Source organism: Streptomyces aurantiacus, from assembly GCF_001418335.1.
Taxonomy (GTDB): Bacteria; Actinomycetota; Actinomycetes; order Streptomycetales; family Streptomycetaceae; genus Streptomyces; species Streptomyces aurantiacus.
Window position 1 is genome coordinate 1 of record NZ_LIPP01000016.1, and the last position, 12,864, is coordinate 12,864.

A 12,864-nucleotide genomic window follows, 5' to 3' on the forward strand; every position below is an offset into this window, starting at 1 on the left:
CCTACCCATTCCCGTCACTTCCTCGGGGGCTCCGCCCCCGAACCCCCGTTGCGCAGTTCCCCGCGCCCCTAGAGGTACCTCCCCAGGGGCGCGGGGAACTGCGCAATCTTTTAGCGGGGGTCTGGGGGCGCAGCCCCCAGGGACGGGTAGCTACGCCCAGAGTTGGCCCTGCAGCGTCTCGATCGCCTCTTCCGTCGTCGCTGCCGTGTAGACGCCCGTGGAGAGGTACTTCCAGCCGCCGTCGGCGACGACGAAGACGATGTCGGCGGGCTCGTCCGCCTGTACGGCCTTGCGGCCGACCCCGATCGCGGCGTGCAGTGCCGCCCCGGTGGAGACCCCGGCGAAGATGCCCTCCTGCTGGAGGAGCTCGCGGGTACGGGTCACCGCGTCGGCCGAGCCGACCGAGAAGCGGGTGGTGAGCACCGACGCGTCGTAGAGCTCGGGGACGAAGCCCTCGTCGAGGTTGCGCAGGCCGTAGACGAGGTCGTCGTAGCGCGGCTCGGCTGCGACGATCTTGACGTCCGGCTTGTGCTCGCGCAGGAAGCGGCCCACGCCCATCAGCGTTCCGGTGGTGCCGAGTCCGGCGACGAAGTGAGTGACCGAGGGCAGGTCGGCCAGGATCTCCGGGCCCGTCGTCGCGTAGTGGGCGCCCGCGTTGTCGGGGTTGCCGTACTGGTAGAGCATCACCCAGTCGGGGTGCTCGGCGGCGAGTTCCTTCGCCACGCGTACCGCCGTGTTCGAGCCGCCCGCGGCCGGGGAGGGGATGATTTCGGCGCCCCACATGGCGAGCAGTTCCCGGCGCTCCTGCGAGGTGTTCTCGGGCATGACGCACACCATGCGGTAGCCCTTGAGCTTCGCGGCCATGGCGAGCGAGATGCCGGTGTTGCCGGACGTCGGTTCGAGGATCGTGCAGCCGGGGGTCAGCCGGCCGTCCTTCTCTGCCTGTTCGACCATGTGGAGCGCGGGGCGGTCCTTGACCGAGCCGGTCGGATTGCGGTCCTCCAGCTTCGCCCAGATACGGACCTCGGGGGACGGCGAGAGCCGCGGCAGGCGCACCAGAGGGGTGTTGCCCACCGCGGCCAGCGGGGAGTCGTAGCGCATCAGTGATCAGAGCCCGGCAGGTCAGACCGTGCCGCCGGCGACGGCCGGCAGGATGGTGATGCTGTCGCCGTCGGTGAGCTTGGTGTTGATGCCGTCGAGGAAGCGGACGTCCTCGTCGTTCAGGTACACGTTCACGAAGCGGCGCAGTTCGCCCCCGTCCACGATGCGGGCCTGGATGCCCGTGTGGCGGCTTTCGAGGTCGGTGAGGAGCTCGGCGAGGGTCTCCCCGCCGCCCTCGACGGCCTTCTGGCCGTCCGTGTAGGTGCGGAGGATGGTGGGGATGCGGACCTCGATGGCCATGGTTTCGGGCTCCTGTCGGAAGGGTCAGTCAGGTCGTCGGGTCGTCGGGTCTGGGTGCGCGCGGCAGCGTGGGGGACGGCGCGGGATGGCGGTGGGTGCGCCGGTCTCGGCCCCGCGGAGCCGTGGCTCACCGGCCGGCTCACCGGCCGTACGGCGGCAGGGTTCAGCGCGTACAGATGGCGCTCTGCAGCCTGCACAGGTCGACGTGCAGCCGCGCCACGAGCAGCATGCCCGGCGTCTTGTCGCTCACGTCATGGGAAACCATGGGCTCATCGTATCGATTCCTGGTCCGGGTTCCGGAATGTGATCTCAGATAGTGGATGAATTCTGCCCGACATACGGGATCAGTATTCCTCCACCACCGTGACCTCCTCCTCCGTGACCACGGCGTCGACGATCCGGAACGAGCGGAACTGGAAGTCGCCGAGCCCGTCGGTGTCCGCGGTCGAGACGAGGACGTAGTGGGCGTTCGGCTCGCTCGCGAGGGAGATGTCCGTGCGCGAGGGGTGGGCCTCGGTCGACGTGTGGGAGTGGTAGACGACCACCGGTTCCTCGTCGCGGTCGTCCATCTCGCGGTACAGCTTGAGCAGGTCCCCGGAGTCGAACTCGTAGAACGTGGGCGACATCGCCGCGTTCGGCATGGGGATGAAGCGCTCTGGGCGGCCGGTGCCCTCCGGGCCCGCGATCACGCCGCACGCCTCGTCGGGGTGGTCCCGGCGCGCGTGCGCGACGATCTGGTCGACGAGGGCCTGGGTGATGGTCAGCATGCTGGTCAGGATAAGCAGGAATCGGACGGGGCAGTCGGGCGGGCCGTCCCGTACCGAGGGGCGGTACGGGACTGTCCATATGCCGGCCCATATGCCGGTCCGTATGCCGACCCACATGTCGGCCCACATGTCGGCCCACCCGGCAGCGGTACTCGGGAGAGCCCTCAGCCGATCTGTTCGAGCTCCGGGTCGCGGCGCTCGGTGGCCTCCGGGTTCCGTGACTTCAGTACGGCCCAGCCGATGCCCAGCGCCGCCGCCCAGCCCGCCATCACGTACAGGCAGACACGGGAGTCGGCGTCGTAGGCGATGAGGCAGGTGACGAAGAGCAGGAAGGCCACGGCGACCCAGCTGAACTTCGAGCCGCCCGGGGCCGGGAAGGACGACGCGGGCAGGCGGCCGGCGTCGACGGCCCGGCGGTACAGGATGTGGCTGATGAGGATCATGAGCCAGGTCCAGATGCCGGCCGCGGTGGCCACCGAGACGACGTAGCCGAAGGCCTTCTCCGGGACGACGTAGTTCAGGACCACGCCGATGCCCATGAAGAGCATGGAGACGGTGATGCCGAACGCGGGCGTCCTGGTGGCGGACAGCCGGTTGAAGATCTTCGGGGCCTCGCCGTTGTCCGCCAGGGTGCGCAGCATGCGGCCCGTGGAGTACATGCCGGAGTTGCAGGAGGAGAGGGCCGCCGTCAGGACGACGAAGTTGACGATGCCCGCGCCCGCCGGGATGCCGATCTTGGCGAAGGCCGCGACGAACGGGCTGACGCCCGGTGCGAACTCCGTCCACTTCACCACGCAGAGGATGACCGTGAGGGCGCCGACGTAGAAGAGGGCGATGCGCCAGGGCAGCGTGTTGATGGCCTTGGGGAGGGTCTTCTCCGGGTTCTCGGACTCGCCCGCGGTGACGCCGACGAGTTCGACGGCCAGGTAGGCGAACATCACGCCCTGCAAAGTCATCAGGGACGAGCCGATGCCCTTGGGGAAGAAGCCGTCGAAGGCCCAGAGGTTGGACACGGCCGCGGTGTCGCCGGCGGAGCTGAAGCCGAAGGTGAGGACTCCCAGGCCGATCACGATCATGCCGATGAGGGCGGTGACCTTGACCATCGAGAACCAGAACTCGATCTCGCCGAAGAGTTTGACGGAGATCAGGTTCGCCACGAAGAGCACGACCAGGAACACCAGGGCCGTGACCCACTGGGGGATCTGCGGGAACCAGTAGGTGATGTAGATCGCGGCCGCGGTGAGTTCCGCCATGCCGGTGACGACCCACATCAGCCAGTACGTCCAGCCGGTGAAGTAGCCGAAGAACGGGCCGAGGAATTCGCGGGAGTACTCCGCGAAGGAGCCCGAGACGGGGCGGTAGAGCAGCAGCTCGCCGAGGGCCCGCATGATGAAGAAGATGATGCCGCCCGCGAGGGCGTACATGAGGATGAGGCTGGGGCCCGCCTTGGCGATGTTCGCCCCGGCGCCCAGGAAGAGGCCGACGCCGATCGCGCCGCCGATCGCGATCATCTGGATCTGGCGGTTGCCGAGCCCTCGTTCGTAGCCCTCTTCGGGGGTGGGGCCGCCCTTGGGTGTGTCGCCGTTGGGTGTGTCGCTGTCGGCGGCTCCCTTGTCGCCGCGTTCGTCGTCGTGGTTGCCGACCTGCACCGAGGTCATGTCTCGTGCGCCTTTCTCCATACCGGTGCGAGCCGTCGTCGGCTTCGTACCGGTTTCCGATCCCCCCGGATCCCCCCGGATTGCTGGAGCGGCCTGGCCGGCGGTGGCCGGCTCGGTGGCGCACCCGGCAGGACATGGGTGGTGTCCCGTCGGGCGGTCGTGAAGATTTATCACGGCCGCGACACTGATCACTCGTCGTACTTGTAGCGCATGCCACAGGAAGAAGCGGACATAAGGACACCCGGGCCCTCATAGCAGGCCCGGGTGGTGATGTGATCGTTATCCGGATTTGAGCGTCCGCTGAGCGAACGCATCACGTCTCACGCCGTCGACCGTTGCGTGCTCACGTCATCGACCGTTGCACGCTCACGTCATCGGCCGTTGCACGCTCACGCCGTCGGCCGTTTCACGTCACGGCATCAGCGTTTCGACCAGCGTCTCCTGGAGTCCGCCGAGCCACAGGTACGCCATCACCATCGGCTTGCGCGGGTCCTCGTCCGGCAGTCGGTAGAGGATGTCCGTGTCCTCCTCGTCGACGACGTCCAGCCGGGAGCCGATCGCCAGGCGCAGGTCGTTGAGGGCGGTGAGCCACTGCTTCGACTCGCCGGGGGTCAGTTTCAGGACAGCTCCCCCCTTCCCCGCCGCCGCGAGGGCGTCCAGGGAGTGGATCACCGCGAGGGCGGTCTCCCGCTTGCCGGCGCGCAGGTCGTTCTCGGTGAAGCGGCGGAACTCCGAGGAGTACGCGCGCTGTTCCTCGGCCTGTTCGGGAGAGCCGGCCTCGCCGTCGGGGCCGCTGTACGCGTCCGGGAAGAGGCGTTTCAGCACGGGGTCGGAGGGCGGTTCGCTCGGTCCCTCCGCGAACAGTTCGGCGAGCGGGTCGTCGGAGACGTCCCCGCCCGGGCCCGGTCCGATGAGCTCCAGGAGCTGTACGGCGAGGGAGCGGATGATGGAGATCTCGACCTCGTCGAGCGCGACGGCCGCGCCGCCGCCGGGGAGCGGTTCGAAGTGTCCTGGCATCAGGTTGCGTCGCTACTTCCAGTACTGCGCGGGCGTCGGGAGTGCGCGGGCGTCGGGCGGGTGCCGGTCGCGGCGGGGCCGGCCGGGTCAGTTCCGGTCGTGCTGGAGGGTGGCCCACAGACCGTAGCCGTGCATGGCCTGCACATCGCGTTCCATCTCCTCACGCGTGCCGCTGGAGACAACGGCCCGGCCCTTGTGGTGGACGTCCATCATCAGCTTGGTGGCCTTGTCCTTCGAGTATCCGAAGTACGACTGGAAGACGTAGGTCACATAGCTCATCAGGTTGACCGGATCGTTGTGGACGATGGTCACCCAGGGAACGTCGGGCTCGGGTACGGCGAAGACCTCCTCCGCCGACTCGGTCTTTTCGGTCTCTAGGGGTGCGGGAGCCGTCACACGGCCCATGCTGCCACCACAGGTGGGTGCCCGGCCAAATGAGCCCTACAAATCGTCAGAGTGACGAGATTGGGGGTAGCATCCTTTTCCAGCCGCTCATCCCGGGGTACGGCCCCCGGAACCCCGGCCGACCTGTGCCGTCCGGGGGACGCCCCCTGTGTCATTCCGACCTGTGTCATCCCGAGGAGATCCTGAGTGAACGCAGCGGACCTAGGGCTGCCGGTGGACGTCCCGTCGACAGCGCTCTTCACGGACCACTACGAGCTGACCATGCTGCAGGCCGCGCTCAAGGGCGGCAGCGCCGACCGGCGTTCGGTCTTCGAGGTCTTCACCCGCCGGCTGCCCGAAGGGCGCCGCTACGGCGTCGTCGCGGGAACCGGGCGGGTCCTGGACGCGGTGGAGAACTTCCGCTTCGACGCGGACGTCATCGGCTTCCTGCGCGAGCAGCGCGTGGTGGACGAACCGACCCTCCAGTGGCTGACCTCCTACCGCTTCGACGGTGACATCTGGGGATACCCCGAGGGCGAGGTGTACTTCCCCGGGTCGCCGATCCTGCGCGTCGAGGGCTCGTTCGCGCAGTGCGTGCTCCTGGAGACCGTGATCCTCTCCATCCTCAACCACGACTCGGCCATCGCGGCCGCCGCCTCCCGGATGGCCTCGGCCGCCGGGGAGCGCCCGCTGATCGAGATGGGCGCCCGGCGCACCCACGAGCTGGCCGCGGTGGCGGCGTCCCGGGCGGCGTACGTGGGCGGCTTCACGACCACCTCGGACCTGGCCGCGGGCTTCCGTTACGGCATTCCGACGGTCGGCACGTCCGCCCACGCCTTCACCCTCGTGCACGACAGCGAGCGGGACGCCTTCCGGGCCCAGGTGGACTCGCTCGGCCGGGGCACCACGCTGCTCGTGGACACGTACGACGTCGCCGAGGCCGTGCGGCTGGCCGTCGAGGTGGCCGGGCCCGAGCTCGGGGCCGTCCGTATCGACTCCGGTGACCTGCTGCTGGTGGCGCACCGGGTGCGGCAGCAGCTGGACGAGCTGGGCGCCACGAAGGCCCGGATCATCGTGACCTCGGACCTGGACGAGTACGCGATCGCCTCGCTGGCCGCGGCGCCCGTGGACGCGTACGGCGTGGGCACGCAGCTGGTGACGGGTTCCGGCCATCCGACCGCTTCGATGGTCTACAAGCTCGTCGCGCGCGCGGAGTCGGCGGACCCGAAGGCTCCGCTCGTGCCGGTGGCCAAGAAGTCCTCGGGCGGCAAGACGTCCATCGGCGGCCGCAAGTGGGCCGCGCGGCGGCTGGACGAGTACGGGACCGCCGAGGCCGAGGTGATCGGCACGGGGGCGGTCCCGGCCGAGCTCAGCGACCGTCAGCTCCTGGTGCGGCTCGTCGAGGGCGGCCGGGTCGTCGCCCGCGAGCCGCTGGACGTCGTACGCGAGCGGCATGCCGCGGCCCGCGCGAACCTGCCCCTCTCGGCGACCCAGCTGTCGCGGGGGGAAGCCGTCATTCCGACCGAATACGTGTGAGATCCGACCGAGTACGCATGAGATGCGACCGAGTACGTGTGGGACGCGTGAGCCCGGGCAGACGCCCGCTCCGGGGCACACCTCCGGCCAACCCGTCCCCGAGAGGCCCGTACGGGAATGAACGGGCGGCAAGCCGGGAAAGGCAACGGCAACGACCGCACGCTCTGCCCTGCCCGCGCGCCCGTGAGGGGGGCGCGACCAGCCACCACGACCACGACCACACCCGCAGACGAAGCACCGGACCCAGCGGAGCGCCTCCCTGCCAAGCCGAAGGACACCGCCCATGCGCCGCGCCCTGATCGTCGTAGACGTCCAGAACGACTTCTGCGAGGGAGGCAGCCTCGCGGTGCCCGGCGGGGCCGATGTCGCCGCCGCGATCACGGAACTGATCGGGCAGGCCCCCGCCGGTTACCGCCATGTGGTGGCGACCCGTGACCACCACATCGCCCCCGGCGGCCACTTCGCCGACAACCCCGACTACGTCCACTCCTGGCCCGCGCACTGTGTGGCCGGCACCGAGGGCGTGGGCTTCCACCCGAACTTCGCTCCGGTGGTCGCGTCCGGCGCGATCGACGCCGTGTTCGACAAGGGCGCGTACTCGGCGGCGTACAGCGGCTTCGAGGGCGCCGACGAGAACGGTGTGTCGCTGGCCGACTGGCTGCACGCCCGTGAGATCACCGAGGTCGACGTCGTGGGCATCGCCACCGACCACTGCGTACGGGCCACGGCCCTGGACGCGGCCCGCGAGGGTTTCCGCACCCAGGTCCTGCTCGACCTGACGGCGGGCGTGGCGGAGAACACCACGGAGCGTGCCCTGGAGGAACTGACCGAGGCGGGCGTGGAACTGAGCGGCAAGCCGGTGGTCTGACCGAGGGGTGCGCAGTTCCCACCCACCCGCAGACGAACGATCCGCCCCCGGCGGAGCGGTTACGCCGGCCGCCTGATCAGCGCGCGGATCGGATGCCAGAGCTCAGCCGCGACGACGGCCGCGGCGATTTCGGGGCCCGGCGCCGTGCGCCATATGAGCCCGTCGGGGTGGTGCAGAACCGCGGTGATCTCGTCCGGGGTGGGCGGCGCCCCGTTGCCTCGCAGGTACACCGCCCGCAGGCCCAGGTTGCGCAGCCGCGTCAGCGCCCTGGCGCGGTTGTGGGCATGCACCAGCACCCGTACGGAACCCGCGCCGGGGGCGGACGCGAGCGGTCGGGGCAGGTTCAACGCCACCACGACGGTGCCGTTCGGCAGCCTGCTGAAACCTCCTGCGGCCATGTAGTCATACCCCCGCGAGATCCGGTGTCAATAAGAGAGTCACAGGACGCACCTAAACACGATCGGCCGCAACCCGCCAGGGGGTTGCGGCCGATCATGGTTTGACCTGCGAAAACGTCTCTTACTTCGTCGCGGACGACACCTTCACGGTGATCGTCGAGCCGTCGCGGGGCTCCTTCACGATCGCGATCTTGGTGTTGGTGTCAGTGATCTTGACACCCCCGGTCGGGTTCGCCTCGTCGTAGTAGGTGTTCGTGCGGTCGTTGAAGATCCGGTTGCCCGGCTGCGAGTTGATCTTCGTCGCGACGTCCGCCTTGTGCAGCGTGAGACCGTCCGTCCGGTACGAGCTGAACGGCGAGTCGTAGGACTGGATGCGGTTGCGCATCAGCGTGCCGTCGGACCACTTCAGCGCCTTCGGGTGGGCGTCCACCGGCAGCAGCAGGCCGGTACCCCGGTGCCGGCTGACGTTGTTGTCCTGCTGGGAGGTGTCCCACTTCCAGATCAACAGGCCGTTCTGGTACGGGAAGTGCTCCACCCAGTCCGGACGGGTCGACGCGAAGCCGAAGTTGTACGGGCCGACCTTGAGGGTCTTGTCGTACGACACGTACTGGCGGTTCTCGGCGATGTAGTACTGCGCGTAGTCCTTGGTGAAGGACGCACCGACCCGGGAGAAGCCGGTGGCCTGCCACGCGGCGTCGGCGCTCTCGGCGTTGTCCGAGAAGACCGCGGAGCCGTCGGCGGTGACGGTGATCTCGTCCGCCGCGAAGCCCTTCTGGGCCACGCCGCCGTCGGTGGAGTAGCGGAAGCGCAGGTCGAACTTCTGGCCCGCGTAGGCGTCGAGCGGGTACGACAGCTTCTTGTACGCGTCCACCGTGCCGGTCAGCGCGGGGCTGCCGCTGGAGTCGCGCGGGATCGCCGCGCCGTCGGCCGTTCCGTCGAGCGGCGTCCACTTGGCGCCGCCGTCGGTGGAGACCTCGGTGTAGAGGTAGTCGAAGTCCGTCTCGATGTCGTACCAGCCGTCGAGGGTCAGCGTCGCCGACGACTTGCCCGTGAGGTCCACGGAACGGGTCAGCGTGTTCTTGAGGTCGTCGCCGCTGCCGCTCCACCACTGGCTTTCGCCCTGCGCCGGGGGGACGACCTCGGTGGTGACCGCCTTCTCGGGCAGTTCCACCACCAGCGCCTGGGCCTTCTTGGTGTTGTACTCGGCCACGCCCAGCGTGTGGGTGGAGCGCGTCGCGGCCTTGGCCGTGTCGTACTTCAGCCAGCCCAGCTGGAGTTTGTCCCAGGCGGTCATGTCGCCGGGCAGGTCACCGATGGCGTTCTTGCCGGTGCCGAGCCAGGAACCGGAGGACATCAGGGTCCAGAAGGCCGTGGAGTTCTCGGCGGTGTTGGTCGTGTCGTAGTGGTCCGGCAGACCCAGGTCGTGGCCGAACTCGTGGGCGAAGACGCCCAGTCCGCCGTTCTCCGGCTGGATCGTGTAGTCGCCGACCCAGATGCCGGAGTCGCCGATCTGCGCCCCGCCCATCTTGTTGCCCGCGGGGCCCGTGCTGCCGGCGTCGGTGCCGAACGCGTACCAGCGGTGGGCCCAGATGGCGTCCTCGCCCTGGGCGCCGCCGCCCGCGGACTCGTCCTCACCGGCGTGCACGATCTGGAAGTGGTCGATGTAGCCGTCGGGCTCGTTGAAGTCGCCGTCGCCGTCGAAGTCGTTGCGGTCCCACTTGTCGTAGGCGGCCAGCTCGGACTTGATCTCGGCGTCGGACTTGCCGGCCGCCTGCTGGGCGTCGACCCAGGCGGTGACACCGTCGGCGACGGCGTTCCACGCGCAGGTGTCGGGGTCGCACTTGTTGGAACCGTAACGGGCTTCGTTGTAGGGCACCTTGACCCAGTCGGAGACCGTGCCGTCGATGGAGTAGCGGCCCGAGGACTGCTTCTCGTAGTACTTCTTCATCGACTCGACACCGTTGCCGGTGCCGAAGTAGAGGTCCTCGAAGTGTTCCTTGTTGTAGTCCGCCTGCCAGGCCGTGCTGTTGTCCTTGGCGGGGTCCGGCTCGGCTATCTCGTTGTGCAGCGGGCCGGGAGTGCCGCCGTAGCGGCTGTCCACCTGGTCGCCGAACTCCACGAGGATCGTGAAGATTTCGTCGGTCTTCTCGCGGCCGAGCTCCACGTACTTGCCGTTCTGGAGCTTCACGACCTGCGAACCGCCGCGCTCGGTGGCTTTGGCGTCGCCGGAGATGACCCTCTTGAGCGCCTCTTCGCGCTGGGCTTCCTGACGGTCGGTCAGGGGGCCCTTCAGGTCGTGCTCGTGCTCGGCGTCGTTCCCGGCGCGTGCCGGGTCCTGCCGGTTCGCGGCCGCGGTCGTGGCCGTGGCCGCTGTGGCGGCCGACTGGTCACCGGCGTCGGCCTGCGCCACCGCGAAGGTCGAGAACGTGGCAGCGGCCGCTGCGAGCGACACACCCACCGCGGCTGCTCGATACGTCCATGGTCTGCTGGTCACTTGATGCAGTCCTCCCTCGCGCCCGGGCGCGCGGAAGGACGGTGTCCAGATCTTGGAGTCCGCATCTTGGAGTCCGCGCGCGCTCTATGCGCGTCACAAGTGACGACATTCGATCGGAGTTGAAGGAGAAAAGACAGACCTTGACTTGGACAGGTCAAGTGAGTTATGCACCGGCGGCCGTGGCCCGCGCACCGGCTCCCCTCCGCTCACGGATGATCCGTGCGCCGCTCAACGGGCGCGTTCGAAAGCCGGGTTGATAGACGCCATGATTCCGTGCGCCCCCTGTGCACCGGCACCGTGGGTTAGGTCACGCTTACTGCTCGTTCCTCTCGGGCAGACAGGCCAATAGAGTCGGTTGGCGGCTCGCCGGATTTCCGGTGTTTTGCCAAGCGACACCGTTGTCGCACCCCCTGATTCTTATCCGCACCCTCCCCCACCGCGAGAGGCACCGGGGGGAGCCCCCCATCCCGAGGACGGAATGCCATGCCTCGTCCGACCGCCGCACAGCTCGCCTACGGTTCCTGCACCGTGATCTTCTCCACGCTCGCCATGCTGCTGCTGTCACAGACGAGTTCGGGCGTGGGAGTCGTGGTCATCGCGCTCTCCGCCCTCGTGCTCGGCCTCCTCGTGGCCATGACGGTTCCCGTACCCAAACCCGCCGCGACCGCCACCCCCATGGCGTCCGCCGCCCGCCCGTCGCCCGCCGCCCTCACCGCCACCGTCACCGCCGTCACGCAGAAGCGTGTTTCCGCACCGCGCGAGACCGTCGCCGCCGCCGGCGCGTCCAAGCCGGTCCGCGGACGCGCCTGAGGCGGTACGTGGACACGTCCGACCCGATGCGCGAACACGCCTGAGGCGTATTCCGGCGGGCCCGTCCTTCACGGGCCCGCCGGTTTCGTCTGCCGTCGGCCGGTTCTGCTTTGCCGGCGGCCGGCGGCCGGTTCAATCCGTGCTGACCACCACCGTCTTGGCCGCCTTGTCGTGCAGGCCCTGCTTGTACGGCTTGTCGAAGAAGCTCCAGCCACCCGAGATCGCCGTCCAGACGCACGCGCAGCAGAACGCGAACGGCACCCACAGCACCAGCGCCCGGACCAGTGCGGTCTGCACGGAGGGCGTGGCGCCGTTGCCGAGGTTCGCCACCCGCAGGTGCAGCCACTTCTTGCCGAGGGTCTGTCCCGACCTGCTCGTCATGAAGGTGTCGTAGGCCACGTAGAGCACCAGGGCGATCATGGACTGCCCGAAGGACTTCCCGTACTGGAACCTGTCCGCGTCCACGTCGTACTCGTTCACGCCGAAGCCCCACGACAGCAGCCACACCACGATGAGGACGAGGATCATGTCGATGATCCGCGCGAGCACGCGTCTGCCGCTGTCGGCGAGCGGCGGCATCCCGGCGAGCGGGTCGGTGCCGTAGGGGCCACCCCCGTAGGGGTCACCGCCGTAGGGGTCACCGCCTCCGCCGTACGGGGAGCCTGCGCCGCCCTGGCCGGAAGGCGGCGGCTGCTGCTTCTTGAACGGGTCCCCGTCCGGCGGTTTCCGATACGGATCGTCGTCCGGAGGAGGCGGCGGCTCGGTGGTCATGTGCCGAGTCGACCGCGAACCCTCCGGCCCCGCAATGAGGGGACGGCCGTCCGGGGTACCCGTCAGCCGGCGACGAACGTGTGGGCCGCCTTGTCGTGCCAGCACTGGCGCCACGGGCGGTCGAACAGACCCCAGGCGACACCCACGACACCGATGACGAGGACGCCCGGGACGCTGTAGACGAGCCAGCGGCGCAGGGCCGGGCCGAACGACGGCGGGTCGCCGCCCTCGATGTCCCGCACCTGGAGGCCGAACAGCTTCTTCCCCAGGGTGCGGCCCCACTTGGCGGTGGGCAGCGCCTCGTAGAGGACACCGAAGAGGATCAGGACGGCGAGGACGACGCCGAGGTAGAGCGCGGTCGTGCCGTCCAGCAGCCAGACCGTGACCGTCTCGCCGGAGAGCTTGGCCGCGTCGATCTTCTCGTTGACGTGGTCGAGTGCCTTGGTGCCCAGCGGTACGGCGGCCGCACCGGTCACCGCGGCCAGCACGAGCGTGTCCACGAGGCGGGCGGCGAACCGCTTGCCGAGCCCCGCCGGGCGCGCCTCCGCCTGCGAGCGGACGACCGCCTGGAACGGGTCCTCCCGCACCGGCTTCCACGGCACGACGGGCTGGTCCTCGTCCGGCCCGGCCAACTGGTGCACCTGCTGGGCCCAGGAGGGCTGCCCGCCGCCGGGGCCCGCGCTCATGGGTGCCTGGGCGGCGGACTGCGGCGGCGCGGACTGCGGCGGCACGGTCGGGGTGGGCTGCTGCGGGGCCGCGG

14 protein-coding genes are annotated in these 12,864 nt (G+C 69.2%); 3 read left to right on the plus strand and 11 right to left on the minus strand.

What is annotated here, in order from left to right; translation table 11 throughout:
* Positions 1–150 precede the first annotated feature (150 nt).
* The 7 genes from AOK01_RS02235 to clpS form a co-directional block, all read right to left on the minus strand.
* On the minus strand, positions 151–1,101 hold the full coding sequence (locus tag AOK01_RS02235) for a PLP-dependent cysteine synthase family protein (RefSeq protein WP_055507794.1): 951 nt from the start codon (positions 1,099–1,101) through the stop codon (positions 151–153).
* 21 nt (positions 1,102–1,122) lie between these two features.
* A complete protein-coding gene (locus tag AOK01_RS02240) occupies positions 1,123–1,401 on the minus strand; it encodes a MoaD/ThiS family protein (protein WP_055507797.1) in 279 nt (92 codons plus the stop codon).
* A gap of 163 nt (positions 1,402–1,564) precedes the next feature.
* Entirely contained in the window at positions 1,565–1,666 is a 102-nt protein-coding gene (locus AOK01_RS46270) for a putative leader peptide (RefSeq protein WP_313904860.1), read from the minus strand.
* 79 nt (positions 1,667–1,745) lie between these two features.
* Positions 1,746–2,168, minus strand: coding sequence for a M67 family metallopeptidase (locus tag AOK01_RS02245; RefSeq protein ID WP_055507812.1), 423 nt, complete (start codon positions 2,166–2,168; stop codon positions 1,746–1,748).
* Positions 2,169–2,332: 164 nt separating this feature from the next.
* Entirely contained in the window at positions 2,333–3,826 is a 1,494-nt protein-coding gene (locus tag AOK01_RS02250; protein ID WP_425424712.1) for an amino acid permease, read from the minus strand.
* A gap of 411 nt (positions 3,827–4,237) precedes the next feature.
* A complete protein-coding gene (locus AOK01_RS02255) occupies positions 4,238–4,843 on the minus strand; it encodes a DUF2017 domain-containing protein (protein ID WP_055507798.1) in 606 nt (201 codons plus the stop codon).
* A gap of 87 nt (positions 4,844–4,930) precedes the next feature.
* A complete protein-coding gene (clpS, locus tag AOK01_RS02260) occupies positions 4,931–5,248 on the minus strand; it encodes an ATP-dependent Clp protease adapter ClpS (RefSeq protein ID WP_055507800.1) in 318 nt (105 codons plus the stop codon).
* Positions 5,249–5,434: 186 nt separating this feature from the next.
* On the opposite strand from clpS, the gene AOK01_RS02265 reads away from it, so the two are divergent.
* The gene (locus AOK01_RS02265) at positions 5,435–6,763 is read left to right on the plus strand and encodes a nicotinate phosphoribosyltransferase (RefSeq protein WP_055507802.1); all 1,329 of its coding nucleotides are present in this window, start codon (positions 5,435–5,437) and stop codon (positions 6,761–6,763) included.
* Positions 6,764–7,046: 283 nt separating this feature from the next.
* Entirely contained in the window at positions 7,047–7,631 is a 585-nt protein-coding gene (locus AOK01_RS02270; protein ID WP_055507804.1) for a nicotinamidase, read from the plus strand.
* Positions 7,632–7,690: 59 nt separating this feature from the next.
* Here the strand turns inward: AOK01_RS02270 and AOK01_RS02275 are convergent, their stop codons facing one another.
* Both AOK01_RS02275 and AOK01_RS02280 read right to left on the minus strand, forming a co-directional pair.
* Entirely contained in the window at positions 7,691–8,029 is a 339-nt protein-coding gene (locus AOK01_RS02275; protein ID WP_055507806.1) for a hypothetical protein, read from the minus strand.
* A 121-nt stretch (positions 8,030–8,150) separates the two neighbouring features.
* A complete protein-coding gene (locus AOK01_RS02280) occupies positions 8,151–10,523 on the minus strand; it encodes an immune inhibitor A domain-containing protein (protein ID WP_079103104.1) in 2,373 nt (790 codons plus the stop codon).
* A 483-nt stretch (positions 10,524–11,006) separates the two neighbouring features.
* On the opposite strand from AOK01_RS02280, the gene AOK01_RS02285 reads away from it, so the two are divergent.
* Positions 11,007–11,333, plus strand: coding sequence for a hypothetical protein (locus AOK01_RS02285; protein ID WP_055507808.1), 327 nt, complete (start codon positions 11,007–11,009; stop codon positions 11,331–11,333).
* Positions 11,334–11,465: 132 nt separating this feature from the next.
* On the opposite strand, the gene AOK01_RS02290 is transcribed toward AOK01_RS02285, so the two are convergent.
* Positions 11,466–12,104: an RDD family protein gene (locus AOK01_RS02290; protein WP_055507810.1), complete on the minus strand. Its 639-nt coding sequence runs from the start codon at positions 12,102–12,104 to the stop codon at positions 11,466–11,468.
* A 62-nt stretch (positions 12,105–12,166) separates the two neighbouring features.
* The coding region (locus tag AOK01_RS02295) for an RDD family protein (RefSeq protein ID WP_245702042.1) at positions 12,167–12,864 on the minus strand (698 nt) is incomplete at its 5' end.

Coding starts and splice junctions, on each gene's coding strand:
- AOK01_RS02285 (WP_055507808.1), top strand. CDS start 11,007: ATGCCTCGTCCGACCGCCGCACAGCTCGCCTACGGTTCCTGCACCGTG.
- AOK01_RS02240 (WP_055507797.1), bottom strand. CDS start 1,401: ATGGCCATCGAGGTCCGCATCCCCACCATCCTCCGCACCTACACGGAC.
- AOK01_RS02290 (WP_055507810.1), bottom strand. CDS start 12,104: ATGACCACCGAGCCGCCGCCTCCTCCGGACGACGATCCGTATCGGAAA.
- clpS (WP_055507800.1), bottom strand. CDS start 5,248: ATGGGCCGTGTGACGGCTCCCGCACCCCTAGAGACCGAAAAGACCGAG.
- AOK01_RS02250 (WP_425424712.1), bottom strand. CDS start 3,826: ATGACCTCGGTGCAGGTCGGCAACCACGACGACGAACGCGGCGACAAG.
- AOK01_RS02235 (WP_055507794.1), bottom strand. CDS start 1,101: ATGCGCTACGACTCCCCGCTGGCCGCGGTGGGCAACACCCCTCTGGTG.
- AOK01_RS02245 (WP_055507812.1), bottom strand. CDS start 2,168: ATGCTGACCATCACCCAGGCCCTCGTCGACCAGATCGTCGCGCACGCG.
- AOK01_RS46270 (WP_313904860.1), bottom strand. CDS start 1,666: ATGGTTTCCCATGACGTGAGCGACAAGACGCCGGGCATGCTGCTCGTG.
- AOK01_RS02270 (WP_055507804.1), top strand. CDS start 7,047: ATGCGCCGCGCCCTGATCGTCGTAGACGTCCAGAACGACTTCTGCGAG.
- AOK01_RS02275 (WP_055507806.1), bottom strand. CDS start 8,029: ATGGCCGCAGGAGGTTTCAGCAGGCTGCCGAACGGCACCGTCGTGGTG.
- AOK01_RS02255 (WP_055507798.1), bottom strand. CDS start 4,843: ATGCCAGGACACTTCGAACCGCTCCCCGGCGGCGGCGCGGCCGTCGCG.